The 14654-nt window shown below is 63.5% G+C and carries 14 protein-coding genes; 8 read left to right on the forward strand and 6 right to left on the reverse strand.

Annotated features, from left to right (window positions below; translation table 11 throughout):
• Positions 1-99 precede the first annotated feature (99 nt).
• Positions 100-1563, forward strand: a complete 1464-nt coding sequence (locus GDH07_RS08325; protein ID WP_085597094.1) for a glyceraldehyde-3-phosphate dehydrogenase — start codon at positions 100-102, stop codon at positions 1561-1563.
• A gap of 70 nt (positions 1564-1633) precedes the next feature.
• On the opposite strand, the gene tcuC is transcribed toward GDH07_RS08325, so the two are convergent.
• Positions 1634-2935 carry an MFS transporter gene (gene tcuC, locus GDH07_RS08330; protein WP_022643358.1) on the reverse strand — a complete coding sequence of 434 codons (1302 nt, stop codon included), beginning with the start codon at positions 2933-2935 and terminating at the stop codon, positions 1634-1636.
• A gap of 291 nt (positions 2936-3226) precedes the next feature.
• Here tcuC and GDH07_RS08335 point away from each other — a divergent pair, with 291 nt between their 5' ends.
• Positions 3227-4222, forward strand: a complete 996-nt coding sequence (locus tag GDH07_RS08335; RefSeq protein WP_152897367.1) for an FAD:protein FMN transferase — start codon at positions 3227-3229, stop codon at positions 4220-4222.
• Between the two features lie 201 nt (positions 4223-4423).
• Positions 4424-5818, forward strand: coding sequence for a Si-specific NAD(P)(+) transhydrogenase (sthA, locus tag GDH07_RS08340; protein ID WP_031321327.1), 1395 nt, complete (start codon positions 4424-4426; stop codon positions 5816-5818).
• A gap of 42 nt (positions 5819-5860) precedes the next feature.
• Here sthA and GDH07_RS08345 read toward each other — a convergent pair whose 3' ends face one another.
• Both GDH07_RS08345 and GDH07_RS08350 read right to left on the reverse strand, forming a co-directional pair.
• A complete protein-coding gene (locus GDH07_RS08345; protein ID WP_022643361.1) occupies positions 5861-6583 on the reverse strand; it encodes a glycerophosphodiester phosphodiesterase in 723 nt (240 codons plus the stop codon).
• 50 nt (positions 6584-6633) lie between these two features.
• Positions 6634-7221 (reverse strand): PilZ domain-containing protein, encoded by a 588-nt coding sequence (locus GDH07_RS08350; protein ID WP_031321328.1) that lies wholly within the window; start codon positions 7219-7221, stop codon positions 6634-6636.
• A gap of 94 nt (positions 7222-7315) precedes the next feature.
• Here GDH07_RS08350 and GDH07_RS08355 point away from each other — a divergent pair, with 94 nt between their 5' ends.
• From GDH07_RS08355 to GDH07_RS08365, 3 genes are all read left to right on the forward strand, one after another.
• Positions 7316-8566, forward strand: a complete 1251-nt coding sequence (locus GDH07_RS08355; protein WP_152897117.1) for a lipoprotein-releasing ABC transporter permease subunit — start codon at positions 7316-7318, stop codon at positions 8564-8566.
• 7 nt (positions 8567-8573) lie between these two features.
• A complete protein-coding gene (lolD, locus tag GDH07_RS08360) occupies positions 8574-9257 on the forward strand; it encodes a lipoprotein-releasing ABC transporter ATP-binding protein LolD (protein WP_178124015.1) in 684 nt (227 codons plus the stop codon).
• 71 nt (positions 9258-9328) lie between these two features.
• Entirely contained in the window at positions 9329-10573 is a 1245-nt protein-coding gene (locus tag GDH07_RS08365; protein ID WP_085597090.1) for a lipoprotein-releasing ABC transporter permease subunit, read from the forward strand.
• A 36-nt stretch (positions 10574-10609) separates the two neighbouring features.
• Here the strand turns inward: GDH07_RS08365 and GDH07_RS08370 are convergent, their stop codons facing one another.
• Positions 10610-11971 (reverse strand): heavy metal sensor histidine kinase, encoded by a 1362-nt coding sequence (locus GDH07_RS08370; RefSeq protein ID WP_053138653.1) that lies wholly within the window; start codon positions 11969-11971, stop codon positions 10610-10612.
• Positions 11971-12651: a heavy metal response regulator transcription factor gene (locus tag GDH07_RS08375; protein WP_152897119.1), complete on the reverse strand. Its 681-nt coding sequence runs from the start codon at positions 12649-12651 to the stop codon at positions 11971-11973. The genes GDH07_RS08370 and GDH07_RS08375 overlap by 1 nt, the downstream gene beginning before the upstream one ends.
• 157 nt (positions 12652-12808) lie before the next feature.
• On the opposite strand from GDH07_RS08375, the gene copI reads away from it, so the two are divergent.
• Positions 12809-13375: a copper-resistant cuproprotein CopI gene (gene copI / locus GDH07_RS08380; RefSeq protein ID WP_152897120.1), complete on the forward strand. Its 567-nt coding sequence runs from the start codon at positions 12809-12811 to the stop codon at positions 13373-13375.
• 68 nt (positions 13376-13443) lie between these two features.
• Positions 13444-14274 carry an NADPH-dependent 7-cyano-7-deazaguanine reductase QueF gene (gene queF, locus GDH07_RS08385; protein ID WP_152897121.1) on the forward strand — a complete coding sequence of 277 codons (831 nt, stop codon included), beginning with the start codon at positions 13444-13446 and terminating at the stop codon, positions 14272-14274.
• Positions 14275-14332: 58 nt separating this feature from the next.
• On the opposite strand, the gene GDH07_RS08390 is transcribed toward queF, so the two are convergent.
• A complete protein-coding gene (locus GDH07_RS08390; RefSeq protein WP_022643370.1) occupies positions 14333-14596 on the reverse strand; it encodes a DUF4404 family protein in 264 nt (87 codons plus the stop codon).
• Positions 14597-14654: the final 58 nt, after the last annotated feature.

Here is a 14654-nt window from a genome sequence, read left to right on the forward strand (position 1 = left end):
ATTTTTTTGCAAGGGCTTTTGTTACGTTCCGCACGACAGGCGCGCATTGCTAGAGGAGGCTCTGGGCGGCATAATGTAGCCCCTTTTTTCTGCCCCTACATGTGGAAGGTTCCCGTGACTCAGAAGCCCGACCAGTGTCTTGGTGAATGGATCGACCGTGAAGCACTCGCAGAAGCGATGATTCCGCTTATCGGTCAGCTCTACCGCAACAACAATGTGGTGAGCTCGATCTATGGCCGCAGCCTGATCAACCAGTCTGTCATCGCGATTCTCAAAGCTCACCGCTTTGCTCGCCATCGTCAGTCCGACGACAGCGAATTGTCCGTCCACGAAACGTTCCCTCTCCTGAAGGCCATGAGCGAGCTCAAGCTCGGCGCAGCCTCGGTTGATCTGGGCAAGTTGGCTGTCAAATTCAAAACCCAGGGCAATGGCCGCACCGCCGAACAGTTCGTTCGCGAAGAGCTGGCCGATGTCGTGGGCCAACAAAACGCCTCGGCGCGCAAGGGCACTGACGTAGTGCTGTACGGCTTTGGCCGTATCGGTCGCCTGCTGGCACGCATCCTGATCGAAAAAACCGGTGGTGGCGACGGCCTGCGCCTGCGCGCCATCGTGGTGCGCAAGGGCGCCGAGAACGACCTGACCAAGCGCGCCAGCCTGCTGCGTCGCGACTCGGTGCATGGTTCGTTCAACGGCACCATCACCATCGATGAAGCAAACAACACCATCACCGCCAACGGCAACCTGATCCAGGTGATCTACGCCAAGAGCCCGAGCGAAGTCGACTACACCCAGTACGGCATCCACGATGCGCTGATCGTCGACAACACCGGTGTATGGCGCGATGCCGACGGCCTGGGCCAGCACCTGGCCTGCCCGGGCGCTGCCCGCGTGGTCCTGACCGCACCTGGCAAGGGCGCGCTGAAGAACATCGTGCACGGCATCAACCACGGTGAAATCACCCCTGACGACAAGATCGTTTCGGCTGCTTCTTGCACCACCAACGCCATCGTGCCGGTGCTCAAGGCCGTGAACGACCAGTACGGCATCGTCAATGGCCACGTCGAAACCGTTCACTCGTTCACCAACGACCAGAACCTGATCGACAACTTCCACAAGGGCAGCCGTCGTGGCCGCGCCGCGCCATTGAACATGGTGATCACCGAGACCGGTGCCGCCACCGCTGCCGCCAAGGCGCTGCCTGTGCTCAAGGGCAAGCTGACCGGCAACGCGATCCGTGTGCCGACGCCGAACGTGTCGATGGCCATCCTCAACCTGAACCTGGAAAAGGCCACCACCCGCGACGAGATCAACGAGTACCTGCGCCAGACCGCCATGCACTCGGATCTGCACAAGCAGATCGACTTCGTCAATTCCCAGGAAGTGGTGTCCACCGACTTCGTCGGTTCGCGCCACGCCGGTGTGGTCGATGCTGAAGCCACCATCTGCAACGATAACCGCGTTGTCCTGTACGTCTGGTACGACAACGAATTCGGTTACAGCTGCCAGGTAGTGCGCGTGATGGAAGACATGGCTGGGGTCAACCCGCCAGCGTTCCCACGCTAAGCGTCTATCGATGTGAAAACGCCCCGACTTGTCGGGGCGTTTTTGTTTGTGGCGATTGCCCGCGATGGGTTTACTGAGCGCCGCCAGTCACGGTCGCCTGCGCGGTCCGCAGGGCATGGCGGTTGCCGTGGAACAGCACCAGGGTGGCGATCAGCCCCAGCACGGCGGCGCCGCTGAGCCAGATCCCGGGAGCGGCCTTGTTGTCCAGCACGTGGATCAGGTAGGTGCAGGCTGCCGGAGTGAAGCCGCCAAAGGTCGCGGTGGCCAGGCTATAGGCCAGGGAGAAACCGGTGGTGCGGACTTCGGCGGGCATGATTTCGGTCAAGGCCACCACCATGGCACCGTTGTACGAGCCGTAGAGGAAGGACAGCCATAGCTCGACGATCAACAGGTGGCTGAAGCTGGGGTTGGCCACCAGCCAGGACAACGCCGGATAAGCGGTGAGAATCGCCAGGATGGTGGCACCCAGCAGCAGTGGCTTGCGCCCGATCTTGTCCGACAGCGAACCCATGACCGGCAACCAGAAGAAGTTGGACGCGCCGATGCACACGGTCACCAGCAGCGAGTCCAAGTCGGACAGGTGCAATTCGGCTTTGCCGAAGGTCGGGGTGTAGGCGGTGATCAGGTAGAAGGACACGGTGGTCATCACCACCAGGGCCATGCCGGCGATGACGATGCCGAAGTTCTGGCCGATGGAGCGCACGATTTCCTGCAGGGTCGGACGATGCTTGCGTGCCTGGAATTCCGGGGTTTCCTCCAGGGAACGACGAATCATGAAGATGGCCGGCACGATCATGCAGCCCACCAGGAACGGTACGCGCCAGCCCCAGTCGCCCATCTGTTCCGGGCTCAGCCAGTGGTTCAGGCCTACGCCCAGCAAGCCGGCGAACACCACCGCGGCCTGTTGGCTCGCCGATTGCCAGCTGACGAAGAAGCCCTTGCGGCCGGGAGTGGAGATCTCGGCCAGGTATACCGACACGCCACCCAGCTCCACTCCGGCGGAGAAGCCTTGCAGCAGGCGGCCGAGCAGGACCAGCAGCGGTGCGGCCACCCCGAGGGTGGCGTAGCCGGGGACGCAGGCGATCAATACGGTGCCGGCGGCCATCAGCGCCAGGGTGATGATCAGGCCTTGGCGGCGGCCATGACGGTCGATGTAGGCGCCAAGGAAGATCGCCCCCAGGGGGCGCATCAGGAAGCCTGCACCGAAGGTCGCCAGGGACAGCATCAGCGACGCGAAGGCGCTGTCGGCGGGGAAGAAGGTCTTGGCGATCGCCGTGGCGTAGAAGCCATAGACCATGAAGTCGAACATCTCGAGAAAGTTGCCGCTGACAACGCGAAAGATCGCCTTGCCTTTGCCCGTGGTCGTGGACATGTTTTGCACTCACTTTGGCTGTCTTGTTAGCAATCCCTGGTCATTGGTCGTCCTCACTGCAAAGGTGGGGGCGCGAGGCTGCACACTGAACAGTTTTGTAACAATATGTGTGTGGGCGGCGCCAGGCAACTAAAACTCTCGGTCATGGCCCGAGCCTCTGGTTCGTGGCTTTGCTCTCGGCCTGGGCGCGCCGGGAACCTGGCGTCTGTCGCATAATGGCCCGTTGTTTGGCGGGCAGGCCCGGTAGGGCGCGGATCGGAAGAGGTGGACTTGGCAGCTTGCAGGTGGTGGATGTGGTGCGCGGTGGTGGCGTCGCTGGCCGGGTGTGGCGCCGGGGAACGGCTGGAAACTGTCTCCGGTCCGACCATGGGCAGTACCTGGTCGGTGCAGTACGTCAAGCCGGAGGGCGGACTTGCGGCCCCGGCGGTCAAGGCCGAAGTCGAGGCGATCCTGGCCGAGGTGGACCGGCAAATGTCCACCTATCGCAGCGATTCGGATATCGAAAGGTTCAATGGCTTGCCCGCCCACAGTTGCCAGCCCATGCCCGGGCCGGTACTGCAACTGGTCCGGCTTGGCGAGCAACTGTCCCGGGACAGTGACGGTGCCTTCGACCTGACGGTGGAGCCGCTGCTGGATCTCTGGGGATTCGGCCCGCAAGGGCGGGTCGAGAAGGTGCCGGACGTGGCAGCGCTGGCCCAGGTGCGCGAGCGTGTGGGGCATGGGTTGCTGCGCATCGAGGGCGCGCAACTGTGCAAGGACGCGGCGGTGGAGGTGGATTTCAACAGTATCGCTGCTGGCTACGCTGTGGATCGCATCGCGGCGCGGCTCGAGGAGCTGGGTATCTCCAGCTATCTCGCCGAGGCCACTGGCGAGCTCAAGGCGGCAGGGCGCAAGCCTGGAGGCGCACCCTGGCGCGTCGCCCTGGAGGAGCCCCGGGATGATCGGCAAGTAGCCGAGCGAGTGATCGCGGTGGACGGTTATGGCGTTTCCACCTCCGGCGACTACCGTCATTACTTCGAGCAGGATGGCCAGCGTTATTCCCACACCTTCGATGCCCGGCTCGGCCGGCCCATTACCCACAAGCTGGCGGCGGTAACGGTGGTCCACCGCTCGGCGCTGATGGCCGATGGCTTGTCGACGTTGTTGCTGATCCTCGGTCCCGAGGCTGGTTGGGACTATGCAGAAAAACACGATATCGCCGCATTTTTTGTGCTGCGTGCCGATACAGGTTTCGTCACACGTGGCAATCCGGCGTTCGAGCAATTGTTCGCCGGGCAGGCCAACTGACCTTGCATGGGGTTGTGGGCGCCGTAGTGCAGGCAAAAGTAGCTTACGACGCGACCAAGGGTTAATGTGCGCGGCGTTGACGCTTCTATAGACTGTGCCCGGGTTCGTAACCGAGCCAAATTGATCCTTCATGTCGCTGGCCGCGGCATGATTTAGCCGTCGATGCCAAGCGGGCATCGCGGCCTGTTCTGAGGAGTACGCATGGCTGTCTACAACTACGACGTAGTGGTGCTGGGTTCAGGCCCCGCAGGAGAAGGTGCGGCGATGAACGCCGCGAAAGCAGGACGCAAGGTGGCGATGGTCGACAGCCGTCGCCAGGTCGGCGGTAACTGCACGCACCTGGGTACCATCCCGTCCAAGGCCTTGCGTCACTCGGTCCGGCAGATCATGCAGTTCAACACCAACCCGATGTTCCGGGCCATCGGCGAGCCGCGCTGGTTCTCCTTCCCGGACGTGCTCAAGAGCGCGGAGAAGGTCATCTCCAAGCAGGTGGCCTCGCGTACCGGCTACTACGCGCGCAATCGGGTCGACGTGTTCTTCGGTACCGGCAGCTTCGCCGACGAGCAGACGGTCGAAGTGGTCTGCGCCAATGGCGTGGTGGAAAAACTGGTGGCCAAGCACATCATCATCGCCACCGGCTCGCGTCCCTATCGCCCGGCGGACATCGATTTCAACCACCCGCGGATCTACGATAGCGACACCATCCTCAGCCTCGGCCATACCCCACGCAAGCTCATCGTCTATGGCGCCGGGGTGATCGGTTGCGAATACGCCTCGATCTTCAGCGGCCTTGGGGTGCTGGTGGAACTGGTGGACAACCGTGGCCAGTTGCTCAGCTTCCTGGACTCGGAGATTTCCCAGGCCCTGAGCTATCACTTCAGCAACAACAACATCACCGTGCGCCATAACGAAGAGTACGAGCGGGTCGAGGGTGTGGATAACGGCGTGATCCTGCACCTCAAGTCCGGCAAGAAGATCAAGGCCGACGCCTTGCTCTGGTGCAACGGCCGTACCGGCAACACCGACAAGCTGGGCATGGAGAACATCGGGATCAAGGTCAACGGCCGTGGCCAGATCGAGGTGGACGAGAACTACCGCACCAGCGTGCCGAACATCTATGGCGCCGGTGACGTGATCGGCTGGCCGAGCCTGGCCAGTGCCGCCCACGACCAGGGGCGCTCCGCTGCCGGCAGCATCGTCGACAATGGCAGCTGGCGTTTCGTCAACGACGTGCCGACCGGGATCTACACCATTCCCGAGATCAGCTCGATCGGCAAGAACGAGCAGGAACTGACCCAGGCCAAGGTGCCCTACGAAGTGGGCAAGGCGTTCTTCAAGGGCATGGCCCGGGCGCAGATCGCCGGTGAGCCGCAAGGCATGCTGAAGATCCTGTTCCACCGCGAGACCCTGGAGGTGCTGGGCGTGCACTGCTTCGGCTACCAGGCATCGGAGATCGTCCACATCGGCCAGGCGATCATGAACCAGCCGGGTGAGCTCAATACCCTGAAGTACTTCGTCAATACCACCTTCAACTACCCGACCATGGCCGAAGCCTATCGGGTAGCTGCGTACGACGGCCTCAACCGGCTTTTTTGAGCGGCTCCGGCCGGTGGCCTGAGCCGGCCGGGGAGACCGATTTCAGTAATTCTCGAGGGTGGCGCTGGCCAAACCGGGAAAGTCTGTAATCAGGCTGTCTACGCCGAAGTCGGCGAGCCTGCGCATCAGCGCTGGCTCGTTGACTGTCCACACTGACACATGCAGGCCCTGGCGCTGCGCCCGTTGCAGGCGTTCCGGGGTGCACAGGGTCCAGTTCAACGCAAGAATCTCGCAGCCATAGCTCTGGGCGACTTTCAACGGGTCGAGCCAGGCGTATTCGGCTACCAGTCCGCGGGACAGGTCCGGGGTCAGCTCCAGCGCGGCCTTGAGGACTTCGCGGGAACTCGAGGTCACGGTGACCTTATCCAGCAGGCCGAAGCGCTGGGCCATTTCGCGAATCGCCAGCACAGTGGTGGCGGCGCGGGTGCGCGAGGCGCTCTTGACCTCCAGCTGCCAGTGCTCGAAGTCGCATTTCTCGAACAATTCTTCCAGGCGTGGAATGGGGCAGGGGCTGACCCAGCCCGGCCCGCCCTTGCGCGCGTCGTAGGTCACCAGCTCGGCAGCGCTGTGCTCTACCACCTTGCCGCGTCGATCGGTGGTGCGCTTGAGGGTCGGGTCGTGGATCACCATCAGTTCCCCGTCCATGGACAGGTGCAGGTCGAGCTCGCAGCGGCGTACGCCGTGCTTGAGGCATTCCTGGAAGCTGGTCAGGGTGTTTTCCGGCGCTTCGCCCTTGGCGCCGCGATGGCCATAGATCAGGGTCACAATTGCTCCTTCAAGGGTGTGGTTGTTCTTCAGGGAGGGCCGGGCAGGGGTCAGCCGGCGGCTGGGTCGTTCTGTTCCCGGGCCTGGCGGCGTTGCTGGGCCTGTTTCTGCAGGATGTAGCGGGCCAGCAGCTGGCGCTGGGAGTCGGTCAAGGCTTCGAACTCGGTGCCGATCTCGAAGGTGCCGAAACCCTGGGGTTCGCAGTGGGTGACCTTGGCCCGCAGCAGCAGGCCCAGGGCCTGGGGCATCAACAGCAGCTTCACCGCCAGCTGGCTGCCGGTGGGATAGCACTGGTGATGGCTGAACTCGATGCCGCCTTCGGAGAGGATCACCCGCTGGGGTTCGCCGAACTTGCCCAGCACGGTCTGGGCCACCACCTGGCCGAGCAGGTCGATGCGCTTGTTCATGGCCTTGAGGTAGCTGGCCAGGGTGCGATCGCGCTCGCTGACCTGGCGTAGCAGGTGCTGGGATTCGAACTCGCTCAGGTGCAATTCGCTGAGCAGATTGAACAGCACGGACTCATCCTGCAACACTTCCTTGCTCGCCGCATCGTGGGCGGACAAGGGGCTAATTTCCAGTGCGATCGTGTCCTCGATACGGTAGTATTCGCGGCGATCTTCTTCATCTAATGTCGACATGGCGAACCCATGGTAGAGGCGGTGGTCTGAGTGTAAAGCTGCTTACCAGGCCTCGCCACAAGGACGTCTTCTTTTCCTCCGAACAAGCCCCGACATGTTCAGACCTCTGTTTGCTTTCATCGGCACGCGTTATACCCGTGCAAAGCGTCGCAACCATTTCGTGTCATTCATTTCCCTGACTTCGATGATCGGTCTCGCCCTCGGCGTGATCGTGATGATCGTGGTGCTGTCGGTGATGAATGGCTTCGACCATGAGATGCGCACCCGCGTGCTGGGCATGGTGCCCCACGCCACCATCGAATCCGGCGAGCCCATCAGTGACTGGCAGGGCCTGGCCGCCAAGGTCAAGGCCAATCCCCAGGTACTGGCGGTGGCGCCCTTCACCCAGATGCAGGGCCTGTTGACCAACAACGGCCAGGTGCAGAAGGTGTTGCTCAACGCCATCGACCCGGCCCAGGAACGCCAGGTCTCGATCATCGACCACTTCATGCGGCAGGGGCAGCTGGACGCGCTGGCGCCCGGCAGTTTCGGCATCGTCATCGGTGACAAGGCCGCCAACAAGCTGGGCGTCGGCCTGGGCGACAAGCTGACCTTCGTCGCCCCTGAGGTCTCGGTGACCCCGGCAGGCATGTTCCCGCGCATGAAGCGCTTCACCGTGGTGGGCATCTTCCACGTTGGCGCCGGCGAGATCGATGGCTACCTGGGCCTGACCAACCTCCAGGACCTGGGCCGCCTGCACCGCTGGAAGCCAGACCAGGTCCAGGGCTTGCGGTTGAAGTTCGACGACCTGTTCCAGGCACCGCGCACGGCCTGGCAGATCGCCCAGGAGCTGGGCGAGAACCATTTCTACGCCCGTGACTGGACCCGCACCCATGGCAACCTGTACCAGGCCATCCGCATGGAAAAAGCCATGATCGGCCTGCTGTTGTTGCTGATCGTCGCGGTCGCCGCCTTCAACATCATCTCCACCCTGGTGATGGTGGTGAACGACAAGAAGGGCGACATCGCCATCCTGCGCACCCTGGGTGCCACGCCGGCGACCATCATGGCGATCTTCATGGTCCAGGGCACGGTGATCGGCGTGGTCGGTACCCTGATCGGCGCCGTGCTGGGCATGCTCGCGGCACTGAATGTCAGCGCTGCGATCGCCGGTCTCGAGCGCCTGATCGGACACAAGTTCCTCAATGCCGACGTGTACTTCATCGACTACCTGCCGTCCCAGCTGATGGCCGAGGACGTGTTGATGGTCTGCGGTGCGGCGTTGGTCCTGAGTTTCCTCGCCACCCTGTATCCTGCCTGGCGTGCGGCGCGCACCCAGCCTGCGGAGGCGCTACGTTATGAGTGAGTTGGGCATGAGTGAAAAAGCAATCCTGAGCTGCCGCGACCTGGGCAAGTCCTATGAGGAAGGTCCGGAGTCGGTGGTGGTCCTGTCCGGCCTGCAACTGGAACTGCATCCGGGCGAGCGGGTAGCCATCGTCGGCAGCTCCGGCTCCGGTAAAAGTACTTTGCTCAACCTGCTGGGCGGCCTGGATACCCCTTCCAAGGGCAGCGTCTGGCTGGCCGGCGAGGAGCTCTCGGCCCTGGGGGAAAAGGCCCGTGGCCAGCTGCGCAACCGCGCCCTGGGGTTCGTCTATCAGTTCCACCACCTGCTGCCGGAATTCACCGCCCTGGAGAACGTCTGCATGCCGCTGCTGATCGGTCGTACACCGATCCCGGAAGCCCGCCAGCGGGCCACGGCGCTGCTGGAGCGGGTCGGTCTGGGCCATCGCCTGGAACACAAGCCCGCCGAGCTGTCCGGTGGTGAACGCCAGCGCGTGGCCATCGCCCGCGCCCTGGTGAACAAGCCGGGGCTGGTGATGCTCGATGAGCCCACCGGCAACCTCGATTCCCATACCGCCCAGGGCATCCAGGACCTGATGCTGGAGCTCAGCACCTCGATGCGCACCGCCTTTTTGGTGGTGACCCACGACATGAACCTGGCCCGGCAGATGGATCGCGTATTGCACCTGCAAGAAGGTCACCTGGTCGCGATCTGACGCGACCGCACGCGGCGTCGGCGGCTCGTCGGCCGGCGCCGGGTCATTAATCTTTCCAGGGTGCCTTGCCCATGTTCCGACCCTTATCGATCTTTATCGGCACGCGCTACACCCGCGCCAAGCGGCGTAACCGCTTCGTTTCCTTCATTTCCATGACCTCGATGATCGGCCTTGCCCTGGGTGTGCTGGCGATGATCGTGGTGCTTTCGGTGATGAACGGCTTCCAGCGGGAAATGAGCTCGCGGATCCTCGGCATGGTGCCCCATGCCACCATCGTCGGGGTCAAGCCCATCGACGACTGGCAGCCGGTAGCCGCCGCAGCCTTGAGCAATCCGCAAGTCACCGCAGCGGTACCGTTCACCGAAATGGAGGGCATGCTGTCCTACAAGGGTGCGATGCAGCCGATCCAGATCAGCGGCATCGACCCGGCCCAGGAGGGCAAGGTCTCCATCGTCGCCCAGCACATCGTCCAGGGCAGCCTGCAGGACTTGAAGCCTGGCGAGTTCGGGGTGGTGGTCGGCGAGATCACGGCCCGGCGGTTTCGCCTGAATGTCGGCGACAAGCTGACCCTGATCGTGCCGGAAGTCAGCACGGCACCCGGTGGTATCACCCCGCGCATGCAGCGCCTGACGGTGGTGGGAGTGTTCAGGGTCGGTGCCGAGCTCGACGGTTCCATGGGCCTGATCCACGTGGCCGATGCCGCCCAGATGCAGCACTGGCAGCCCAACCAGGTGCAGAGCGTGCGCCTGGCGGTCAAGGACCTGTATGCCGCGCCGCAGGTCTCGGCGAGCATTGCCAAGGACCTGGGGGCGGACTTCAGGGCCGATGATTGGACCCACACCCAAGGCAGCCTGTTCAGCGCGATGAAGATGGAAAAGACCATGATCGGCCTGCTCCTGCTGATGATTGTCGCGGTGGCGGCCTTCAACATCATCGCCACCCTGATCATGGTGGTGAACGACAAGGGCGCGGATATCGCGATCTTGCGCACCATCGGCGCCACTCCGCGGCAGATCATGGCGATCTTCATGGTCCAGGGGACGGTGATCGGCATCGTCGGCACCCTGATCGGCGGCGTGCTGGGCGTCCTGGCGGCGCTCAACGTGAGCGAGCTGGTGGGTTGGCTCGAACGCATCAGCGGCCAGCAGATCTTCAGCTCTGACGTGTACTTCGTCAGCAACCTGCCTTCGGAACTGCAGGGCGGCGATGTGGCACTGATCTGCAGCGCCGGGTTCATCCTGAGCTTCCTGGCGACGGTCTATCCCGCCTGGCGCGCCTCCAAGGTCGAACCGGCCCAGGCGCTGCGCTACTCCTGAGCCCAGGGCCCCTGCGCTGCGTCAGTGGCGCGGGGCTCAGGCTTGCTTGGGCAACTCGATCACGAAGCGGGTCCAGCCCGGGCCGGATTCGCAATGGATCTGTCCGCCATGGGCGCGGACTATCGACTGGGTGATGGCCAGCCCCAGCCCCGCATGTTCGCTGCTACCTTCACGGCGCGCCGGATCGGCCCGGTAGAACCGGTCGAACAGGCGTGGCAGCACTTCCTTGGCGATACCTTCGCCGCTGTTCTCGATGCTCAGTGACAGGTCCTTGGGGCGGTCGCTGATCTGCACCTGCACCGTGCCGGCAGCGGGAGTGAAGCGCAGTGCGTTGTCCAGCAGGTTGGACAGCGCCCGGCGCAGCATGCTGCGGTCCCCGGAGATCCGGGCGTTGCCTTCACGAGCGAGCTGCACTTGCGCGTCCTCGGCCAGGGGGCCGTAGAACTCCAGCAGCATGTCGGTCTCCTGGGCCAGGTCGAGCATTTCCCGTCGGGGGGCCAGCAGGCCATGGTCGGCCTTGGCCAGGTACAGCATGTCGTTGACCAACTGCGCCATCCATTGCAGTTCCTCGAGATTGCTGTGCAGGGCTTCGCGGTAGTCCTCGATGGGCCTGGGGCGGGTCAGGGTGACCTGGGTATGGGTCAGCAGGTTGGACAGCGGCGTGCGCAGTTCATGGGCGATGTCGGCGGAGAAGGCCGAGAGCCGCTGGAACGACTCATCGAGGCGACCGAGCATGGCGTTGAAGCTGCCGGCCAGTTCTGCCAATTCGGCGGGCATCTGCTCCGCCGGCAGGCGTTGGGTCAGGGAGTTGGCGGAGATGCCGGCCGCCACGCTGCCCATGCTGCGCAATGGGCGCAGGCCGCTCCGGGCCGCCCAGGCGCCGAGCAGGGCGGTGGCCAGTGCCGACAGGCCTACGGTGAGCCAGATCAAGTGCTGCATGCGCTGCAGGAAGTGCTGGTGATGGGTGATGTCCAGCAGCAAGGTCAGCCGTGGCGAGTCCGCCTGGCCGGGCACCAGCGCTGCGTTGTAGACCCGGTAGGCGGTTCCGGCCAGGTCCAGGCTGTGCAGTCCCTGGGTGGCGGGTAGCGGGGCGGGCAGGGCTGGCAAGGTATCGAACCAGGCCTGGCCATCGGCGGCGCCCACGCGCAGGGCCAGGTCCGGCTGGTGCTGCAGTTCATCTTGTAGTCGTGGCCGGTGGCGAGGAAAGTCCGCCGCCGTGGTGACGTCCTGCAAGGCGCTGCGCAGGGCGATCAGCTTGCCCTCCAGCAGTTGCTGGTCCAGTTCGACGAAGTGCGCCTGGCTCGCCCGGTTGAAGAGTATTCCGGCCAGCAACGAGACCACGGCGGTACAGGCGGCGAACAGCAGCGCCAGGCGCCCGCTCAAGGACAGGCGGCGCATCAGGCCAGGCGCTCTTCGAGCACATACCCCATGCCGCGCACGGTATGGATCAGCTTGTTGGGATAGTCGTCATCGATCTTCAGGCGCAGGCGGCGGATCGCCACTTCGATGACGTTGGTGTCGCTGTCGAAGTTCATGTCCCAGACCTGGGACGCGATCAGCGACTTGGGCAAGACCTCGCCCTGGCGCCGCAGGAGCATCTCCAGCAGGGCGAACTCCTTGGCGGTCAGGTCGATGCGCTGGCTGCCACGCTCCACCCGGCGACGGATCAGGTCCAGGCGCAAGTCGGCCAGTTGCAGGCTGGTTTCCTGGGTCGCGCTGCCGCCCCGGCGCAGCAGGCTGCGAACCCGTGCCAGCAGTTCGGAGAAGGCGAAGGGCTTGACCAGGTAGTCGTCGGCGCCCAGTTCCAGGCCATGTACCCGGTCTTCCACCGCGTCGCGGGCGGTGAGGAACAGTACTGGCATCTCCAGCCCGGCCCCCCGTACTGCCTGCAGGATCTGCCAGCCGCTGCGGCCGGGGAGCATCACATCGAGGATCAGCAGCGCGTAGTCGCCGGTCAGCGCCAGGTGCTGGCCGGTATTGCCGTCCGCCACCAGTTCGGTATTGAAGCCGGCTTCGCTCAGGCCCTGGCGCAGGTAGTGGCCGGTCTTGGGTTGGTCTTCGACGATCAATAACTTCATGGCGGGACTCTTGGCATATGGAACCGGGGCTTTATACCTTGCAGGGGCGCTGCGCAGGTGAAGCTGACAAAGTTGTAATCTACTTGTCAGCTGGCTGGCAGCGGTCCGGTCCTAGAGTGTGGCACAGGCTCAATTCTGTTCTTGTCGGGGTTTGATGATGAATCTGCAAAAGTTGTTGTTGCAAAGCCGTTCCATGCTCGCTGCCTGCCTGATGCTGGTGGCAGCACCGCTCTGGGCGTCGTCGGCCACGTCCTATGATTTCGGCCAGCCGGCCGCGGCGGCCAAGGCCACGCGCAGTATCGAGGTGGTGATGGGGGACATGACCTTCAACCCCAAGGCGCTGGAGGTCAAGGCCGGTGAAACGGTGCGTTTCGTGCTGATCAACAAGGGCCAGCTGTTGCATGAATTCAATCTGGGGGACGCGGCGATGCATGCCCGGCACCAGCAGGAAATGCTGCAGATGCAACAGAGCGGCATGCTGACCCCCACCGGCATGAAGGCCATGGAGCACGGTTCGATGGATCATGCCTCGATGGGGCATGGCTCCATGCCCGGGATGGCCCAGGGCATGCAGCACGACGATCCCAATAGCGTGCTGGTGGAGCCGGGCAAGCAGGCCGAGCTGACCTGGACCTTCAGCAAAAGCGGCAGCCTGGAGTTCGCCTGCAATATCCCCGGGCACTACCAGGCCGGGATGGTCGGCAAGCTGATGGTCAGTCCATAGGCGGCCGGGGCTCAAAGGCGGGAGCAAAGGCTGTTAGAATCCGCTGATTCTTCAGTCAGGTTTCCGCCATGCATCCCGCAGCCGAACATTCGCCGCTGGGCAAGTCCAGTGAATACATCTCCACCTACACGCCATCGTTGCTGTTCCCCATCCCTCGGGCGGCGAAATGGGCCGAGCTGGGCTTGAGCGCCGAGACCCTGCCCTACCAGGGCGTGGATTTCTGGAACTGCTTCGAGCTGTCCTGGTTGCTGCCTTCGGGCAAGCCGGTGGTGGCCATCGGCGAGTTCAGCATTCCTGCCGACTCGCCGAACATCATCGAGTCCAAGTCCTTCAAGCTTTACCTCAACTCGCTGAACCAGACGCCGTTCGCCGATCGGGCCACGCTCGAAGCGACCTTGCGCAAGGATCTTTCGGCCGCTGCGGGCAAGCCGGTGACGGTGCATGTCCGCAGTCTTGGGGAAGTCCAGGCGCAAGGCCTGGTGGCGCTGCCGGGCATGTGCATCGACGATCTGGATATCAGCGTCGACAGCTACGAGCACCCGCGTCCCGAACTGCTGCGCTGCGACAGCTCGCGGGTGGTGGAGGAGAGCTTGCACAGTCATCTGCTCAAGTCCAACTGCCCGGTGACCAGCCAGCCGGACTGGGGCAGCGTGGTGGTGCAATACCGTGGTGCGGCCCTGGACCATGCCAGCCTGCTGGCCTACCTGGTGAGCTTCCGCCAGCACTCGGACTTCCATGAGCAGTGCGTGGAGCGGATCTTCCTCGACCTGCAGCGCCTGCTCAAACCGGAGAAGCTCACTGTCTACGCGCGCTACGTGCGTCGCGGCGGGTTGGATATCAACCCTTACCGCAGTACCGAAACGGCGGACTTCGCCAATCACCGGTTGGTGCGCCAATAAACCAAAGCCCCGCTGTGATGGCGGGGCTTTGCATTTGGGCGCGTGCATCGAAGGTAGATCAGATGCCGATGTTGCCCAGGGTCTGGACGATGTTGCGCAAGGTTCCGGCGATGGCCGGGTGCTCCAGTTCGAAGCGCTCGACGGCCAGGTTGACGCCATCGGCGAGGCTGGTGTCGTGGGTGCTGTTCTCCAGCTGCAGCTGCAGTTCGATCTGCTGCATCAGTTCTTGCAGGTTCTCGCGTTCGGCCGGCGACAGCGGCGGGTTCTGTTCCAATTGCTCGCGCAGGGTATCGAGTTGTTGTTGCAGTTCGCGGGCAGGCATGGCGTTCTCCCTTCAGTGATAGGCAGAGGGATGGACCGCGTGCCTGAGGCAAAGGTCC

It is taken from the genome of Pseudomonas piscis, assembly GCF_009380155.1.
Taxonomy (GTDB): Bacteria; Pseudomonadota; Gammaproteobacteria; order Pseudomonadales; family Pseudomonadaceae; genus Aquipseudomonas; species Aquipseudomonas piscis.